At 53.2% G+C, this 17,244-nt stretch carries 16 protein-coding genes and 1 pseudogene; 13 read left to right on the top strand and 4 right to left on the bottom strand.

What is annotated here, in order from left to right; translation table 11 throughout:
* A pseudogene (locus G462_RS0114480) lies at positions 1-285 on the bottom strand (transposase); the annotation flags it as partial.
* Between the two features lie 47 nt (positions 286-332).
* A complete protein-coding gene (locus G462_RS0114475) occupies positions 333-1,307 on the bottom strand; it encodes a hypothetical protein (protein ID WP_157378630.1) in 975 nt (324 codons plus the stop codon).
* A gap of 398 nt (positions 1,308-1,705) precedes the next feature.
* On the opposite strand from G462_RS0114475, the gene G462_RS0114470 reads away from it, so the two are divergent.
* From G462_RS0114470 to G462_RS0114445, 5 genes are all read left to right on the top strand, one after another.
* Positions 1,706-2,431, top strand: coding sequence for a zeta toxin family protein (locus tag G462_RS0114470; RefSeq protein ID WP_026959628.1), 726 nt, complete (start codon positions 1,706-1,708; stop codon positions 2,429-2,431).
* Between the two features lie 416 nt (positions 2,432-2,847).
* On the top strand, positions 2,848-4,827 hold the full coding sequence (locus tag G462_RS0114460; protein ID WP_026959627.1) for a peptidase U32 family protein: 1,980 nt from the start codon (positions 2,848-2,850) through the stop codon (positions 4,825-4,827).
* 66 nt (positions 4,828-4,893) lie between these two features.
* Positions 4,894-5,880: a hypothetical protein gene (locus G462_RS0114455; RefSeq protein WP_026959626.1), complete on the top strand. Its 987-nt coding sequence runs from the start codon at positions 4,894-4,896 to the stop codon at positions 5,878-5,880.
* 262 nt (positions 5,881-6,142) lie between these two features.
* Positions 6,143-6,649, top strand: a complete 507-nt coding sequence (locus tag G462_RS0114450) for a hypothetical protein (protein ID WP_026959625.1) — start codon at positions 6,143-6,145, stop codon at positions 6,647-6,649.
* Between the two features lie 59 nt (positions 6,650-6,708).
* Complete coding sequence (locus G462_RS0114445) at positions 6,709-7,056, top strand: RidA family protein (protein ID WP_026959624.1); 348 nt, start codon at positions 6,709-6,711, stop codon at positions 7,054-7,056.
* Between the two features lie 100 nt (positions 7,057-7,156).
* Here G462_RS0114445 and G462_RS22890 read toward each other — a convergent pair whose 3' ends face one another.
* Positions 7,157-7,627 (bottom strand): LysR substrate-binding domain-containing protein, encoded by a 471-nt coding sequence (locus G462_RS22890; RefSeq protein WP_051326763.1) that lies wholly within the window; start codon positions 7,625-7,627, stop codon positions 7,157-7,159.
* 188 nt (positions 7,628-7,815) lie between these two features.
* Between G462_RS22890 and G462_RS22885 the strand changes: the two genes are divergently transcribed.
* On the top strand, positions 7,816-8,226 hold the full coding sequence (locus G462_RS22885; protein WP_035477795.1) for an META domain-containing protein: 411 nt from the start codon (positions 7,816-7,818) through the stop codon (positions 8,224-8,226).
* Positions 8,227-8,288: 62 nt separating this feature from the next.
* Here G462_RS22885 and G462_RS0114430 read toward each other — a convergent pair whose 3' ends face one another.
* Positions 8,289-9,278 carry a 2-hydroxyacid dehydrogenase gene (locus G462_RS0114430; protein WP_026959623.1) on the bottom strand — a complete coding sequence of 330 codons (990 nt, stop codon included), beginning with the start codon at positions 9,276-9,278 and terminating at the stop codon, positions 8,289-8,291.
* 137 nt (positions 9,279-9,415) lie between these two features.
* Between G462_RS0114430 and G462_RS0114425 the strand changes: the two genes are divergently transcribed.
* The 7 genes from G462_RS0114425 to G462_RS23990 all read left to right on the top strand — a co-directional run bounded on the left by G462_RS0114425 (position 9,416) and on the right by G462_RS23990 (position 17,237).
* Positions 9,416-9,781 carry a CidA/LrgA family protein gene (locus tag G462_RS0114425; protein ID WP_026959622.1) on the top strand — a complete coding sequence of 122 codons (366 nt, stop codon included), beginning with the start codon at positions 9,416-9,418 and terminating at the stop codon, positions 9,779-9,781.
* Positions 9,778-10,452, top strand: coding sequence for an LrgB family protein (locus G462_RS0114420; protein WP_035477792.1), 675 nt, complete (start codon positions 9,778-9,780; stop codon positions 10,450-10,452). The genes G462_RS0114425 and G462_RS0114420 overlap by 4 nt, the downstream gene beginning before the upstream one ends.
* Positions 10,453-10,705: 253 nt before the next feature.
* Positions 10,706-12,313, top strand: a complete 1,608-nt coding sequence (purH, locus tag G462_RS0114415) for a bifunctional phosphoribosylaminoimidazolecarboxamide formyltransferase/IMP cyclohydrolase (RefSeq protein WP_026959620.1) — start codon at positions 10,706-10,708, stop codon at positions 12,311-12,313.
* Between the two features lie 63 nt (positions 12,314-12,376).
* Positions 12,377-13,663: a phosphoribosylamine--glycine ligase gene (gene purD, locus G462_RS0114410; protein WP_026959619.1), complete on the top strand. Its 1,287-nt coding sequence runs from the start codon at positions 12,377-12,379 to the stop codon at positions 13,661-13,663.
* Positions 13,664-13,823: 160 nt separating this feature from the next.
* Positions 13,824-14,423: a YitT family protein gene (locus tag G462_RS0114405; RefSeq protein ID WP_026959618.1), complete on the top strand. Its 600-nt coding sequence runs from the start codon at positions 13,824-13,826 to the stop codon at positions 14,421-14,423.
* A gap of 132 nt (positions 14,424-14,555) precedes the next feature.
* Positions 14,556-15,764 carry a methyltransferase gene (locus G462_RS0114400; RefSeq protein WP_051326762.1) on the top strand — a complete coding sequence of 403 codons (1,209 nt, stop codon included), beginning with the start codon at positions 14,556-14,558 and terminating at the stop codon, positions 15,762-15,764.
* A 51-nt stretch (positions 15,765-15,815) separates the two neighbouring features.
* Positions 15,816-17,237, top strand: a complete 1,422-nt coding sequence (locus tag G462_RS23990; protein WP_051326761.1) for a succinylglutamate desuccinylase/aspartoacylase family protein — start codon at positions 15,816-15,818, stop codon at positions 17,235-17,237.
* Positions 17,238-17,244 lie beyond the last annotated feature (7 nt).

Below are 17,244 nucleotides of genomic sequence, written 5' to 3'. Positions count from 1 at the left end.
TCACTTTTGATTTTTCGCGAAGTAGGTAGCCGCCTTTTTTAGAATGGCGAGGTCCTCTGTTTGCTCTGCGAGTTGGCGTTTGAGTCGCGCCACTTCAGCCGCGAGCTCAGCTTCGCGCTGGGTGGTGTTCGTTTTCTTCTCAGCAGCGCTACGCCAGTTGTAGAGTTGAGATTCGTATATTCCGAGCTCTTTAGCGGCAGCGCTTACCCCTTTGATTTTTGCCAGTTTAAGGGCTTCAGCTTTGTACTCAGCTGTATAGGTTTGGCGTTTGGTTTTTGATGTCATTGTTCACCTCGTTAAACGATTTTACTCGCTTAGCGTGGTGTCCAAAACTACCGGAGCGGATCATCCTGTTTGAGCCGATGAACCACTCTGGGTGACCACCCTTCATCTTCTATTCGTTTGCTCCAAAGTGAGTCTACGCATCTGTTGATGAATGGCTGGGCCAGATCCGTGCTCTCAAGGAAGTAGTTATACCAAGATGCGAAATCCGGCTGTGGAGTTGATAAACTAGATTCTCGCAACACTAAGCCCTCCTTAAACTCTAAGAAGAGCCTCTCTTTCACATACTTAGATATTCCTGACGCTGACATAGCTTCATTCTCTAGCTTGTCTAACTGCAAGTACGCGTTAGCCAAGGGTGTATAGCGAGAAAACTCTAACATCTTTACAGTTAGTGGCCCCTTGTGTACTTCCTGCTGAATTTGAAAATGCTCAGAGGAAGGCTCTATATTTTCAATCCATTGGAACAGTTGCTGTCTTGCTATCCCATACCCTGTAAGACTTGCTTCTTCTGACGGGCTACCGAGAAGAGTTGCTTTGTATGTAGCCAGAAGTGTTGCGAGCGCATCATCAAGTTTTTCACCTGATTGCTTTAGAGCACTTTTCAGCTCGCTATACTCATTTCTCGCAGTTTGGATACCGGACTCTAACTCGTCTCGCTTCAAATTAAGCTGGGAAATTTGCGCAAGTAAGTCTTTTTGCTGTGAGACAATTTGAGCCATTTCGGCTTCTTTCTTAAACAGTGAGCTTTCAGCCACAGCTAGCTTGATATCCAATGAGCCCTGCTCTATTTCAAGCTTTGCTACTTCCTCTGCAAGCTTTTCTTTTTGCATTACTGGCATAACCGTAAAGAAATATCCCCAGATGACTATGCCTACCATGGCGACTTGGGCGACGTGAGATAGGGTTACTAAGATGCTATCTGGCTTTGGCTTGAGCTCGTCCAATTTCTGAGAAATCGAAGCAAGCTCTTTAGATTGACGCTTTCTTCTTAAATATGGAGATACCATTCTTGTTTGATCCATCAACAGAGAAGTCTTAAATGTTACTCTGTCGCATTTACTATTGAAATACGACAGAGAGGATCAAGTTTTACTTGGTTGATACAGCGGTAGGCAAAGGATGCTGCTCGGAGCAAATAAAATAAACTCAAGGCGACGGCAGCCTGATGGATGCTCTGAACCACCTCATCAAACTTACACACCTCTTTAAGACGGCGAATCTCGCGCGACTCTGTTATCGAGGCTCCTCCTACGTGCTGAAGATGGCGGTAGCGCGATCGGCTTGATACTCAGGCACAAACACCAGCAAGTGCAACTGTGGTTTACGCAGTCGCCTTTAGTTTCCTAGCTGCTCAACACTTCTGTAAACTGGGTTGGAACGGCATATGTTCGACAATATTACGTAGTTCGAGGTCAACGAATTGAAGCTCACAACAGAAGAGCTGGCCATCCAGCAAAAAGCCCTAGATTTTGCCAGGCAAAAATCGACCAAGAAAAGGGTGTCGAGGGAAGCATTAGCGCCATATCCTAAAGAGAAAGATCCCGTATCCGTATTTATGTGTGGCTCACCGGGAGCGGGGAAGACAGAAGCCTCCAAAGCGCTGATTGACGGCTTTGGCGGTGGTGTTTTACGTATCGATAATGATGAGCTAAGAGAACAGTTTGAAGACTACAACGGCGCTAACTCACACCTATTTCAGGATGCAGCAACTCGCTTGCTAGAAGCAGTACACGACCTAGCACTAAAGCAAAGTGTCAGCTTCATTCTCGATACAACATTGTCCAACTACGCTAAAGCCAAAGAAAATATTGAGCGCTCTTTGAAACGAGGAAGAAAAGTGACCATTCTCTTCGTTTATCAAGCCCCAGAGCAGGCTTGGGGCTTTGTGCAGGCTCGTGAAGCCGTTGAGGGTCGCAGAGTCCCGGCGGAGGTGTTTGTCGCGCAATTCCTAAGCTCGCAGCTTACCGCCAACCAGCTCAAAGCAGAGTTTGGCTCGGCCATTACGCTAGACTTGCTGGTGAAGAACGTTGACGGCAGTAACCGCTTGTATCATGCTAATGTGACTGGAGTTGACCAATACTTAACCAACAAGTATGATCGCCGGTCCCTAAAAGAGTTAGTCGGTATCAGCTCTAGCGGAGAGTAAAATATGTTGTCTAAATTTAAAGAGCAAAAAGCACAAACTACCGCTTTTTCTGAGTTTTTTCGCAGCGCATCAGCTGGAGAGAAAAAGAAAGTTTTCTCGAAGGTGCTAGAGGTATCAACAGCTGAGCAGCAAAAAGTCATCAAGCAGGCTCAGCAGCTTAAAAGCGCGTAACCACCAAATAGTTTCAAAAAACGCCTCACGACTGTGGGGCGTTTTTTTGTCCGTTGGAGTTATGCTGCAAAGACTAATCTTATGCCCCTAGCAAAGGTGTAGCCTTCCCTCTATACCGATTCACTCAGATTGACCGCCAGCCCCAAGCATCTTTGTTGACCCCAATGCTGAAGCCCAGTGCTTTACAGGACGATGGCTAGGGGTAAAATACGCCGCTTCGATTTAGTTGTGCGAAAGATGAGCAGATGCCCGTAACAGAAAAACAGTTTGAGCTACTAGCCCCCGGGGGCGATCTGGAATCGATTAAAGCAGCGATTGCTGCTGGTGCAGACGCCGTCTATTGTGGCCTGGACCGCTTTAACGCCCGCAACCGTGCCACCAATATTAGTCTAGACATGCTCGATGGCATCACCGCGCTGGCCCACCGCCATGACTGCGAGGTGTTTATCACCCTCAACGTGCTGATCTTGGAGAGCGAGATCCCGGCGGTGGTGCGCTTGCTTGAGCAGCTGGCCGACACCGATATCGATGGGGTTATTGTCCAAGACTTGGGGCTGGCCTATCTGCTTAAACACTACTTTCCCACACTGGATGTCCACGCATCGACTCAGGCCAATACCCACAATACCGGGCAGTTCCAGTTTCTTAAGCAGCTCGGCGCTAACCGGGTAAACCTGTCACGCGAGCTAAGCCTTGAGGAGATAAGCGAACTGGCCCAGTTTGGTCGCCAGCACGACATGCTGACCGAGGTATTTGTCCATGGCTCCTACTGCGTGAGCTTTTCCGGGCTGTGTTATGCCAGCTCGGTGCGCAATGGCGCATCTGGCAACCGCGGCCGCTGCAGCCAGCCCTGTCGCGATCAGTTCGAAACCACCGCTGCGGGCTACGACTTCCCGCTGAACATGAAAGACAACACCGCCTTTGACGATTTGGCCGCACTGGCCAATGCCGGGGTCTACTCATTAAAGGTCGAGGGGCGGGTAAAGAAGCCGCACTATGTCTTCAGCGTGGTGGATCAATGGCGCCAGCAGATTGATCGCTACCTCGATAACGCGCCTCTGAGTGAGGACAAATCCGCCCTCTATACCGTATTTAATCGCGATTTCTCCAACGGTTATCTGCATGGCACTATCGGCGATGCAATGTTTATCGATAACCCGCGTGATCACGCAGCGCAGCACCGCGCCGCAAAACAAGGGGTGGACACGGCCGATGAATTTAAGGCGATCAAACGCATCCTTTATCGCGAGAAGACCGCGATTATTAACAGCGTCGAGCAAAGAACCCACGCGCTTGACGTCAGCACTGGCACAACCCGTAGCCTGAAAGGGCAGCAGCAACAGTTTAAGCTGCCAACCCTAAGTGGCAGCCAGTGCGCAACGACTGCGCCAAGCTCGGCAATACTGATCTCCCAGCCGCAGCAAATTTCCGAATTTACCGACACGACTGGCCCCCTTTACTACCAGCTACCCGATAGCCTTGCCCATCAATACGACGCGCTACTGGCACTGTTTAGCGACAACCCGCAGCTGATCCCATGGTTTGGCCCTGTGCTGATTGGTAAGGATTTCCAAGCTGCGCAGCAGCTTCTAGAGACGCTCAAACCAAGCCGCATCGTCACCGACAACAGTGGCGTGGCGTGGGCGGCCCATCAGCTCGACATCGATTGGTTAGCCGGACCACAAATGAACACCACCAACTCTTGGGCGCTGCACTGCCTGAAGACAGAGTTTGGCTGTGTCGGCGCCTTTGTCTCCACAGAGCTTAATAAACGCCAGCTTAAGTCCTTGGTCTGTCCGAACGATTTTGAGTTGCACTACTGCCTCTATCAGCCGGTCACCTTGATGACCAGCCGCCAATGCCTGCTGCAACGCACACTGGGTTGCCGTAAACCGCTGGTGAAAAAAGGTTGTACGCCGAAATGCGATAAGCAAGTCACCGTGCAAAGCCGCAATGATGAACCATGGTTGGTCGATAAATCCAGCGGCTTTTTGAGTCGGGTGTATGCCCACAGACATCACTTCAACCCTGATGTCATCTCGGCACTGCCGGGGCGCTTTAGCCACTACCTGCTGGATATGCGGCCGATTGACACCAGCACCACGCTGGCAGTGAGCCAGGTGCAGTTCTGCCAACAGATGGAAAGCTTTATTGCGACAGCGGAAGGCGGTGTTGCTGCGCTGGCTGAGAACACGATGAATAAGTCGTGGCACAAGGGCCTATGAATTGCTCAACAATCATACAGCGCTGCCGATAAACAAGAGTTAGCCAGAGCGTAAGGAGACAGGCAGATGCAGGTACTTCAGGCACAGGTTCAGCAACACAGCGAGTATGAGTATCGGCACGAGCAGCGCCAAGTGCTTTCTACCAACCCGGCGGACTTGCCTTCCGCCCCACGCTCTTCGCCGATAACCCCTCCGCCAACAAGCACTGTGGCTGCTTCCAATACAGCGGCAGGCGATAGCAACTCCTCAAATACAGCCAAGGCCGCCACGTCGAGTTCGCCAAGCGATGACGACAACGCACTGCGCGCCACCGAGCTTACCGATGCCCTACAGCGCAGTACCGTACTGTTACTCGAAGCGCTCACCGGCCGCCGCTTCGAGCTCTACCAGCCGCCCCAGCCGGAGGTTAACCAAGAGGCCAAGCCGCCCACTGAGAGCGCGCCTTCTCAGCCCCCCGCCGAGTTGCAGCTACAGATCTACGAGCAAGAACAGCTAAGCTACCGCGCCCAAGGCAGCGTGCAAACCGACGATGGCCGCACCATCCACTTCGACTACCAGCTGCAGCTTAGCCGTGAGCTATTGATTGAGGCAGGCAGCGAGCAGGCACAACCCCAGGATCCACTGCTACTGGTATTGCCGGGCAGCAACCTCAGCGTCGCACCGGGCAGCCCCGGCAATGGCGATTTAACTACCCATAGCGGCACCGGCTATCTGTTTATCGACCACGATGGCGATGGCAAGCTAAGCGAGGGAGAACTGATCGGCGAGCGCTCCGGCGATGGCTTCGCCGAGTTAGCCGCACTCGATGAAGACGGCAACGGCTTTATAGACCAAGGCGATAGCATCTTTAGCCAGATCTACTTTTACCAAAGCGATGGTCCAGCCAGCCGCCTTGAAGAGCTTGGCGTGGCAGCGCTGTCGGTGGATGCCAGCGCAACCCCCTATCACTTCAAACAGGGCGACAGCACCTACGCCATGCTGCGCGCTAGCAGTTTTGCCTTGATGGAAGATGGTCGGGCAGCCGGGTTGCATCAGCTCGATCTATTTAGCTAATGTCAATTAGCTGCTAGGTATGCGAATTACAGTCCATATATCCACAAAAAACCACCACCACAGTATTTAACACCACCAATGATGAGATCTTCATCTTGTTTCGAGCGCTATGGACTAGAGCTAGCCTGTAAGCTTAGTGATAATTCACACCGTAGCGCTGCTTGCTCAGTCACAAGTAGCAATCCCCCACACCAGAGCGTGTGGGTGTATAGGGATGTCAATTCACACACCGGATGTGCGTTAAATCATTGATGGAGTGTATATGAACCTTAAAAACCTATCGGTCTTGCTCTTTATGGGCCTACTAACAGCTTGTAACGATTCCGATTCCTCAAGCCCGCTGAACCACTTGGCAATAACCTTCTACCCCGCCGCGATGGACTTTAATCCAGATCTCCCCGAACAACAGGTACAAGTTTTTCCACGAAGCCTCGAATCAACTGGCACCAGCAGGCCGATAGACATCATGCTCCAACAGCGCGCAGATGGAGAGCCGGTAGAAGATGCATCCGGCAACGCTCTCAAGCAGAATGCAACCTTCACCGTCTCCTTCTACAGTTATGACACCTTTGATATCTACACCGAAGATGGTGAGTTTCTCTACACGCATACGGTATATCCAGAGCACCACGGTAAACACTATTGCATGCCAATCAGTGTACAAAAGGACATGTTTACCGAGATCGATCTACCGGTCCGGCTGCCTTCTGATTACGCAGAGGCTCACGACAACATTAAAGCTTGCCGAGACCTTCACTCAGCCCACTAGCATTATTGGGCCAGCGCCGATAAGCTAGGCCCCTTTGTTCTCTACACAACAAGCAAACTATGACCATCGAACGAATTGAATCCACCGAGCGCATGAGCCGCATCGTCAAACATAACGGCACCATTTACCTGTGCGGGCAAACCGCTGGCGATGCCGAGTGGGATATCAGCGAGCAGACCCAACGCTGCCTCGACAAGATTGACGCCCTGCTGGAAAAAGCCGGCAGTCACCGCGATAAGATCCTGTCGGTCACCATCTATATCCGCGATATGAAAGACTTCGCGGCGATGAACAAGGTATGGGACGCCTGGGTTGCCAACGGCGAGAAGCCGGCGCGCGCCTGTGTGGAAGCGCGTATGGCACGGGATGTGATTCTGGTGGAGATGTCGGTGATTGCGGCGCAATAAGCGGCCTGTTCAACCGCGGATTCGCGAAGCCCCCCAAGAACCACGTAGAGGCCTGATTACTATAATCAGGCCTTTTTGCATCAAGCGGCAGTACCTGCCACTAGTCCTCAAAGGTCGACAACAGCCACTGAGTAAACTGCATCACCTTGTACTGGTTCTGACTATTGGGGTTCACTATCAGGTAGTGGTGGCTTTGGCTCTGCATCCGCCGTGGGTGCACCACCACCAAATCGCCGGCCTTCAAGGCATCCTCCACCAAGATGGTCTTGGCCAACAGCATGCCCAGCCCTTGGCCTGCCGCCTCCATTGATAGTTGGGTGCTATCGAACTCCAACAAAGGCTCAGTGAACGGCATCCCGCTGGAGTGCAGATTAAACCAATCTTTCCAGCCTTCGCTGTAACCGATGGTGCCAATCTTTGGGTAGGTGGCAATGGTCTCCACCGATTGGGATAAGTCGTAGCGGCTGATGTAGCCGCGGCTCGCCACTACCACCCACTCTTCGTGCTGAGTCAGCCGCTCGGCCATGCGATTGCTCCAGTTGCCATAGCCGTTGATGATCTCGATATCCACCACCTGCTCCTCCGAGGGATATAGGTTACTGTGGAGATGAACTTCGATTCGATTTACGGATACTCGCGCTAAAAGCCGGCGAAATGGTCCAGTAGCCGTTGCTTTACATGACTTTACAAAGACCCACTGAACTCACGCCAGATCGCTTACTCTAATAAGGCAATCGTAGTTCATAAGAGGTAACATCCATGTCAAACATCGCGCGCTTTCTCAGTATCTCCGCTGCCTTCCTACTTGGTGCTTGTGCCAGCACTCAAGACTCGCATGCCGACCTCGACAGCAGTCGCTGGTATATGACCGGTGAGCACTACCGTATCGCCGACATTGCCCTGCCCGCTTTTACCCTGGAAAAGCAGGGTGACGATTACAAAATTGCCGGTACTACCGGCTGCAATGAGTTCTTTGCCAGCGCGGCGGTTAGCGGTGACAAGCTCACCGTCACCACGCCGTTGGCGATGACCCGCAAGGCTTGTGGCGAGATGTCTTATCAGATTGAGCTTGAGTTTACCCAAGCACTGGAAGAGGGGCTGACCTTGGTGGACGGCCAGTGGCAACTTAGCAATGGGGCGGTGATGGCCAGAGTGCCAAGCTCAAACTAAGCACTAAACATATCGACTAAAAAAGGGGCCACTTGGCCCCTTTTGCTTGTTAGCGATGAAGTTTACTCAACTTCGTTTCCTGAACACTCGCCGCGGCTAAAGCACGCAAAGTTATGCAGCGTAGTCTGGGCGATGCTAGTCAACGCCTCCTCGGTGAGGAACGCTTGGTGGCCAGTGAAGATTACGTTGTGACAGGCCGACAGGCGGCGGAATACATCATCTTGAATCACCTCTGCCGACAAGTCTTCAAAGAACAAGTCGTGTTCGTTCTCATAAACATCCAGCGCCAGACCGCCCAAGGTGCCATCTTTTAGCGCATCAATACAGGCAGAGGAATCCACCAGCTTACCGCGACTGGTGTTTACCAAGATGGTGCCTTTCTGCATCTGATGGAAGGCGCCGCGGCCAATCAGATAGGTGTTGGCTTCGGTCAGCGGGCAGTGCAGGCTGATGATGTTGGATTCGCGGATAAGTTTATCCAGCGGCACATACTCGGCGCCCAAGGCTTCAACCTCAGGGTTTACATATGGGTCATGCACCAGCAAGCGACAGCCAAAGCCTTTAAGAATGCGTAAAGTCGCCAAACCAATCTTGCCAGTACCGATAATCCCGGCGGTGCGGCCGTGCAGGTTAAAACCAATCAAGCCCTCAAGGTTGAAGTTGGCATCGCGGGTGCGCTGGTAGGCTTTGTGGATCCGGCGATTCAGCGTCATCACCAGGGCGATGGTGTGCTCAGCAACCGATTCTGGCGAGTAAGCAGGTACCCGGGCCACGCGAATACCCAGTTCTTTCGCGGCTTGCAGGTCGACGTTGTTAAAACCCGCGCAACGCATCAACAGGCATTTCACATCAAGCTCGGCCAACGCTTCTAGAGTGGCTCTGTCTAGCTGGTCATTCACAAAGGCACAAACGGCTTGCGAGCCCTCTGCCAGCTTCACCGTTTCCGGAGTAAGGCGAGTATCGAAGAAACTTAACTCTAACTGGGGATCTTGGTTGTGTTCAGAAAAGAACTGTCGGTCATAACTCTTGGCACTAAATAGCGAAACTTTCATCTGAAGCCACCTTGCTTACTACTTATTTACAATGAAATATTACTCCATTAACAACTATTAAACCACCATTTGTTGGATTTAACGCTAAATATGTTGTAATTTTACAACATTAGTAATCTTTGGACCGGATCATACGGATGAGACTCGTCACCACCGCATTGCAGTACCTACGTGGTTTTGCACTGCTATTTGGCTTTTTAAGCCTTGCCAGATTGATTGCACCGCTGGTTGGCGACGTTCTGCCTGATTCGATCCTCGGTATGTTGCTGCTACTAGCCGCGCTGCAGTTCAAGATAGTACCACTGCACTGGGTACAACTGAGTGCCAACCTGTTGGTGCGTTGGATGGCGCTGCTGTTTGTGCCCATCGGTGTCGGCCTGATTGACCAGCTTGAGCTGCTGCAAGCTGCGCTCCCGGCCATTATTGTCTGTTGTATCTTCGCCACGCTGGCACTGCTTCCCTTGGTTGGCCGCGTCTATCAAGGTTGGGAGCAACGCAAATGAGCTTTTTCTACCCACTGCTAACCATCGCACTGTTTGTCACCGCCCAACGCTTGCAGCAACGCTTCCCTACGCCCCTACTTAATCCGGTATTGGTCACCTTGGTGACGCTATTGCTGCTGTTGGCAACGAGTGGGATCAGCTACCAAAGCTACAACCAGTACAGCCAATGGCTAAGCGATCTGTTGCAGCCCGCGGTAGTTGCTCTTGGCGTACCGCTCTACCAGCAGCTGCGACAGATCCGTCGCTCCTTAGTCGCCATCGTGCCTATTACTCTGGTCGCGGTAGCCATAGCGCTCGGCTCTACAGTACTACTAAGCCTACTCATCGGCGCATCAGAGGAGATCGCTATCTCTTTGGCCCCGAAGGCTGTCACCACACCCATCGCCGTATTAATCAGCGATGCCGCCGGTGGGGTTGAGGCGCTCACCGCCATTGCGGTGATCATCGCCGGCTTGGTAGGTGCGGTGATTGGTGAGAAATGGCTAAGCCTATGCGGCGTGACCAGCTCACCGGCCCGTGGCATGGCTATGGGGGTTGCCAGCCACGCCTTGGGAACGGCGCAAATCAGCCGCAGCGATCAGGTTGCCGGGGCCTACAGCGCCTTGGCATTGGTGCTCAGTGCAATCTTCTCCGCCCTACTTTGTCCCTTGATATTGCCACTTATCCTGTAAATCCAAATCGAACGAGTTTACTTTCTATATACCTGAACAATAAAGGCCTCACGGGTACACGCAAAGCTAAGGCATTAATGCGCCTCAAGTTATTGTTTTACCTCATGGTAAAACAATATTTCATTATGTTCAGATTGTGAAAAATTATCCAATTACTGACATTTTTCAGGTATTATTACGCGCCTCAAACTGACGTTGATGAATTTTCAATCAACTCAACTAGCCACTCACTGCTATTGAGGATCACTCCCTAATGGAAAACGCTCGACCAATCCGTCGCGCCCTTATCAGCGTGTCTGATAAGACTGGCATTGTTGAATTTTCTCGCGCCCTAGCGGCACAAGGCGTAGAAATCCTGTCTACTGGCGGAACCGCCAAACTGCTAGCTGCCGAAGGCATCGCAGTTATCGAAGTATCTGACTACACCGGCTTCCCTGAAATGATGGATGGACGCGTGAAAACCCTGCACCCGAAAGTACACGGCGGTGTATTGGGTCGTCGTGGTACCGATGATGCAGTAATGGACGAGCACGGTATTAACCCAATCGATATAGTTGTGGTTAACCTATACCCATTCGCAGCTACTGTGGCTAACCCAGATTGCACCTTGGAAGATGCGGTCGAAAACATCGATATCGGTGGCCCTACCATGGTGCGCAGCGCGGCTAAAAACCACAAAGATGTGACCATCGTGGTTAACGCCAGCGACTATGACCGCGTTCTGAGCGAGATGGGCGAGAACAACGGTTCACTGACCCACGCTACCCGCTTCGACCTGGCTATTGCCGCCTTTGAGCACACTGCCGCATACGATGGCATGATCGCTAACTACTTCGGCACCATGGTACCCAATCACTTTGTAGAGGGCAGCGGCGATAACAAAGAAGGCGACGAAGAGAGCAAGTTCCCACGCACCTTCAACAGCCAGTTCGTGAAAAAACAAGACATGCGCTACGGTGAGAACAGCCACCAAGCGGCAGCCTTCTATGTAGAAAGCAACATCGAAGAAGCCTCAGTGTCGACCGCTCGCCAGATCCAAGGTAAAGCACTGTCGTTCAACAACATCGCTGATACCGACGCCGCTCTTGAGTGCGTGAAAGAGTTCGCCGAGCCAGCCTGTGTCATCGTGAAGCACGCTAACCCATGTGGTGTAGCACTGGGCGAAGACATCTTGGAAGCCTACGACCGCGCTTACCAAACCGACCCAACTTCAGCCTTCGGCGGCATTATCGCGTTCAACCGCGAGCTGGATGCCAAGACTGCCGAGGCCATCGTATCGCGTCAGTTCGTTGAAGTGATTATTGCGCCAAGTGTTGCAGCCGATGCCGTTGAAGTAGTAGCAGCTAAGAAGAACGTACGCCTGCTAGAGTGCGGTCAGTGGGACACCAAGACCACCGGCCTACAGCTTAAGCGCGTGAACGGTGGCCTGTTGGTACAAGACCGTGACCAAGGCATGGTAGCGCTGGACGACCTAAAAGTAGTATCTAAGCGTCAGCCTAGCGAAGATGAGCTGCGTGATGCGCTGTTCTGCTGGAAAGTGGCCAAGTACGTGAAATCGAACGCCATTGTATACGCCAAAGGCAACATGACCATTGGCGTGGGCGCCGGCCAAATGAGCCGCGTATACAGCGCCAAGATCGCCGGTATCAAAGCCGCCGACGAGAATCTGGAAGTGGCCGGTAGCGTGATGGCTTCTGACGCCTTCTTCCCATTCCGCGACGGTATCGATGCCGCAGCCGAAGCCGGTATCACCTGTGTGATTCAGCCGGGCGGCTCAATGCGCGACCAGGAAGTGATTGATGCAGCCGACGAACATGGCATGGCCATGGTGTTCACCGGTATGCGCCACTTCTACCACTAAGAATTTTGGGCCAGCCTCGCGCTGGCCCTTGTTTATCCCCTTTATAAAAGAGCAGAAATTACAATGAAGGTACTCGTGATTGGCGGCGGTGGCCGCGAACATGCCCTAGCCTGGAAAGCCGCACAATCAGCTCAGGTTGAAACCGTATTTGTCGCACCGGGTAATGCCGGTACTGCCCTGGAGCCAAAGCTGGAAAATGTCGCCATCGGCGTTGAAGACATCGACGCTCTGGTAAGCTTTGCCAAAGAGCAAGCAGTTGAACTGACCATCGTAGGCCCAGAAGCGCCGTTGGTTATTGGTGTGGTGGATGCGTTCCGCGCAGCCGACCTGCCAATCTTCGGCCCAACCGAAGCAGCCGCCCAACTGGAAGGCTCGAAGTCATTCACCAAAGACTTCCTGGCTCGCCACGATATTCCAACCGGCTACTACAAAACCTTCACCGAGGTTGAGCCGGCGATTGCTTACGTGAAAGAGCAAGGCGCACCTATCGTAGTTAAGGCCGACGGCCTGGCTGCCGGTAAAGGCGTTATCGTTGCGATGACCGAGCAAGAGGCCATCGACGCCATCGAAGACATGCTGGCCGACAACGCCTTTGGCGAAGCCGGTTCACGGGTGGTGATCGAAGAGTTCCTCGACGGCGAAGAAGCCAGCTTTATCGTGATGGTAGACGGCGTGAACGTACTGCCAATGGCCACCAGCCAAGACCACAAGCGTGTGGGCGACGGCGATACCGGCCTGAATACCGGCGGCATGGGCGCCTACTCGCCAGCCCCAGTGGTAACCAATGAAGTACACCAGCGCATCATGGATGAAGTGATCATGCCTACCGTGCGTGGCATGGCCGCTGAAGGCAATGAGTACACCGGCTTCCTATACGCCGGCCTGATGATCATGGCTGACGGCAGCCCGAAAATCATCGAGTACAACTGCCGCTTCGGCGACCCAGAAACTCAGCCAATCATGCTGCGTATGCAATCGTGCATCGTTGAGCTGTGCCAAGCTGCGGTTGCACGTAAGCTTGATACCGTGGAAGCCAAGTTCGACCCACGCGCCTCTATGGGTGTGGTACTGGCGGCTGCCGGCTACCCAGGTTCTTACCCGAAAGGCGATGTGATCAGCATGCCAAGCATCGAAAAGATGAGTCTGGATGCCAAGGTGTTCCACGCAGGTACTAGCGAGAAAGACGGCAATGTTGTCACCAACGGCGGCCGCGTATTGTGTGCCACAGCCCTGGGCAACAACGTAACCGAAGCACAAGCCAAGGCCTATGAGCTGGTGAAGAAGGTAAGCTGGGACGGTATGTTCTACCGCAACGACATCGGCTACCGAGCGATCGCCCGCGAAAGCTAATACGCTTTGCGCTGAGCAGCGCATATTTACTACCAAGAAGCCGCCATTTAGCGGCTTCTTTTGTTTTTGCTTCCCGCAGCAGTTTTATAGTCCACGCAACGCCCTTGAGTGATAAAATTACCCTGTTGTCACTATTTACGGAAAGCGTGGAGCTAAGGACATGCAACGCCACTCTTTTATCGAAGATCTACTCGCCACCCTGATTGGCACCTCGCTGGTCGCCCTCGGTCTGTTTTTTTACAAGGAAAGCGGCCTGCTGATTGGCGGCACCGCTGGCCTCTCCTTGCTGCTGGAACGTTTTTCTAACTTAAGCTTCGGCCAACTGTTTTTGCTGGTTAATCTGCCCTTCTTCTTACTGGCATGGTGGCAGATGGGGCGCTCTTTTACCCTACGCAGCCTAACCTGCGTGAGCATGGTCTCGCTGATGACCGATCACATGCATCGGGTGCTCACCTTACAGAGCCTCAACCCCATCTATGCCGCTCTAGGTGGCGGGATCTTAATTGGCATCGGCCTACTCTCGCTATTCCGCCACAACAGCAGCCTGGGTGGGATCAACATCCTTGGGCTATTCTTGCAAAAACGCAAGCTGGCCCGCGCTGGCACAGTCCAGCTCACCCTCGACTGCCTGATTTTGGCCGCCAGTGTGTTTATGGTCAGCCTGCCGATCTTGGGCTTATCGGTCTGCGGCGCGCTGCTGTTAAACTCGATTATCGTGTTTAACCACCGCCATGAGCGTTATTTGGGGGCGTCGGTCTGACCTTAGTCCGATGATGGCAACATCAGCCGGACTTAAAACGAAGGCTTGTTAAGTGTTTTTAGCCACAGACTTGGCACTGGCAGGCCTGAGACCTACAATGGCCTCCCTTTTTTCTGCGTCGGAGCCTTGTCGATGAGCCAGCCTACTTGCCTGCAACAGCGCTATCTTGAGCGATTTCAACAGCTCGATAGCTTGCTGGCCACGCAGCGCCCATACTGGCAGCTGCAAGCCTTCGACTGCGCCGACTATCCGACAAGCTGGTCTGAAGCACTAATCGCCAGCCTCGAGTCCATCAGCGATGAGGCGCTTGCCCCCCTAGAGCAAGGCTCGCCGCTGCCCGCACTCGCGGAGCACTTCCCCGCACTGCACGCTTTAAGCGACGAAGCGCTCTACCCACCCGCTCCACAGCAACCACAGGAGACGCCATTCTGGTTAAGCCGTGGCATGAAGGGGCGCAAGGCCGAACAGGTGCAGCGCTTTAGTCAGGCGACTCACAACTATGGCCTGCCCTTTGTGGAGTGGTGTGCCGGTAAGGGGCATTTGGGAAAACTGCTCAGCTTTCACCACCAGCAGCCAGTGCTCAGCCTGGAGTGGCAGCAAAGCCTGTGTGAGGCTGGCGAGCAAGTAGCCCAACAGCTCAAGCTGCCGCAACGCTTTATCGAAGCCGATGTGCTGGCCGAGGGCGTAGAGCAACACCTAAAGCCTGAGCAGCACGCCGTCGCACTGCATGCCTGTGGCGAGCTACATCTGCAGCTATTGCGTAAGGGCGCCGAGCGAGAGGTCGCTGCGCTGTCGGTTTGCCCGTGCTGCTACCATCTGATCCCCGCCCAGCGTTATCAGCCGCTGAGCCGCGAGGCAAAGGCCAGCTCGCTGGCGCTAAGTAAAACCGATTTGCGCCTGGCAGTGCAGCAAAGCGCCACCGGCGGTGCGCGGGTACAGCGTTTGCGCCATACCGAAGTCACCTGGCGTCTAGCCTATGACAGCCTGCAACAGCAGCTCAGCGGAAATAACCAATACCGCCCACTGCCATCGATCAACAAACAATGGTTCACCCAAGACGATGGCTTCGAGAAGTTCTGCCAGTGGGCTGCGGATTATCACCAGCTTGACCTGCCTGATTCGCTCCATCTCGATGATTTTTTGGCAACAGGCCGACAGCGCTATCATCTAACCAGGCGGATTGAACTAGTCCGCCGATGCTTTTCTCGCGCCATTGAGCAGTGGTTAATCCTGGATCGTGCACTTTTTCTACTACAGCAAGGCTATCGGGTTGAAATTCAGCTTTTATTTGAACAAAACTTGAGCCCTCGTAACTTTCTGATACAAGCAAGGCGTGCTTGAGGCTCAACAATCCTGTTACACTCGAGTGATTGCTTAATATCCGGAGTAAGTATGCTGCTACGAGTGTTACCCGCATGTATTCTCGCCCTGAGTTTGACTGCAGCAGCAGACGAACAACTGGAGTTCCTCGAAGAACAACCTTCTCTAGCTGAAGCCTATACCTCAGAGGCCGGAGAAGCAGAGGCTGATTTACCGCCCCCTATCGAACCAACAGATCCCATCGATCTGGAACCTCAGCAACCCGAAGAGCTAGAAGGCCCTGAGCCATGGGGACGCTTCCGTCTACTCAATACCGAGCTGGAACCCAACACTAAAGCCACGCTTGATTGGTATTCCGGCCACTTGGCTGGCGGCTTTGATGTAGCTACCCCAGTTATTGTGATCCATGGCTCTGAGCCAGGGCCACGTGTTTGCATTACTGCAGCTGTGCACGGCGATGAAGTAAATGGCGTAGAGATTGCCCGCCGGGTAGTCAGCCAGTTGAAGCCAGAGACCCTTAAGGGCACGGTAATCTCAGTGCCAGTGGTAAACATTGACGGACTATGGCGCAAAGACCGCTATATGTCTGACCGTCGTGACCTCAATCGCGCCTTCCCCGGTCACCCACAAGGCACCACTGCGGGTCGCGTTGCCTACAGTTTGTTTAACAGCATTATCAAACACTGCGACACCTTAATGGATCTCCACTCAGGCTCGATGTTTCGCGAAAACAACACTCAGCTACGCGCGGATCTCACTATTCCAGAGGTCTCAGAGTTAGCCAAACAGTTTGGCGCGATAGCGGTATTGTCGAGTATCGCGCCTCCCGGCAGCTTACGCGGCGCTGCTACTTCAGCGGGAATTCCAACGGTAGTTATGGAGGTAGGCGGCCCCTACACCGTTGACGAAGCACAAGTAGAGACCGGTGTTAAAGCAATCCAAAGTTATCTAAGTTCGGTCAACATGCTTCCGCGCTCCTTCTTCTGGTCTTCCCCCCAACCGGTGTTCTACTCCTCCCAATGGGTGCGCTCAAAAGATGGTGGGATCCTTATCAGCCAAGTCGATTTGGGACAGCGGGTTCGCAAAGGCCAACTACTGGGAACCATCGCCAACCCGATCAGTGACGAGATAGAAGAGGTCTTTGCGCCCTTTGATGCTGAAGTACTTGGCCGTGCTCAGAATCAGTTTGTTAGTGCCGGGTATGCTATCTATAACTTGGGTGAGCGACGCAGTATTGAGGATCTCGAGCAAGAGGCCGAGCTAATCAAACAGCAACTCGCCGCCAGCAGCGCAGAGCAGATGGGCGTAGAACAGCGTAAGGACAGTGAGGAAACGACGCCGGAAGACGGCCAAGAGCAATCGACCAGCTCCGACACCACAGATGAGCCAGCGCAACCGGTTGACTCAGATAGTGACGCTACCGAAGAGGCTGCAACAGAACCGCAACCGATTCCTGCTGAGCGTATGCCTCAACCAGAAGATGAAGACGGTTAACCCGGAG

The sequence above is a fragment of the Aliagarivorans taiwanensis DSM 22990 genome (genome assembly GCF_000429505.1).
Taxonomy (GTDB): Bacteria; Pseudomonadota; Gammaproteobacteria; order Enterobacterales; family Celerinatantimonadaceae; genus Aliagarivorans; species Aliagarivorans taiwanensis.
Note: the sequence above shows the minus strand (reverse complement) of the source record. Positions and strands in the feature narration are given on the sequence as shown.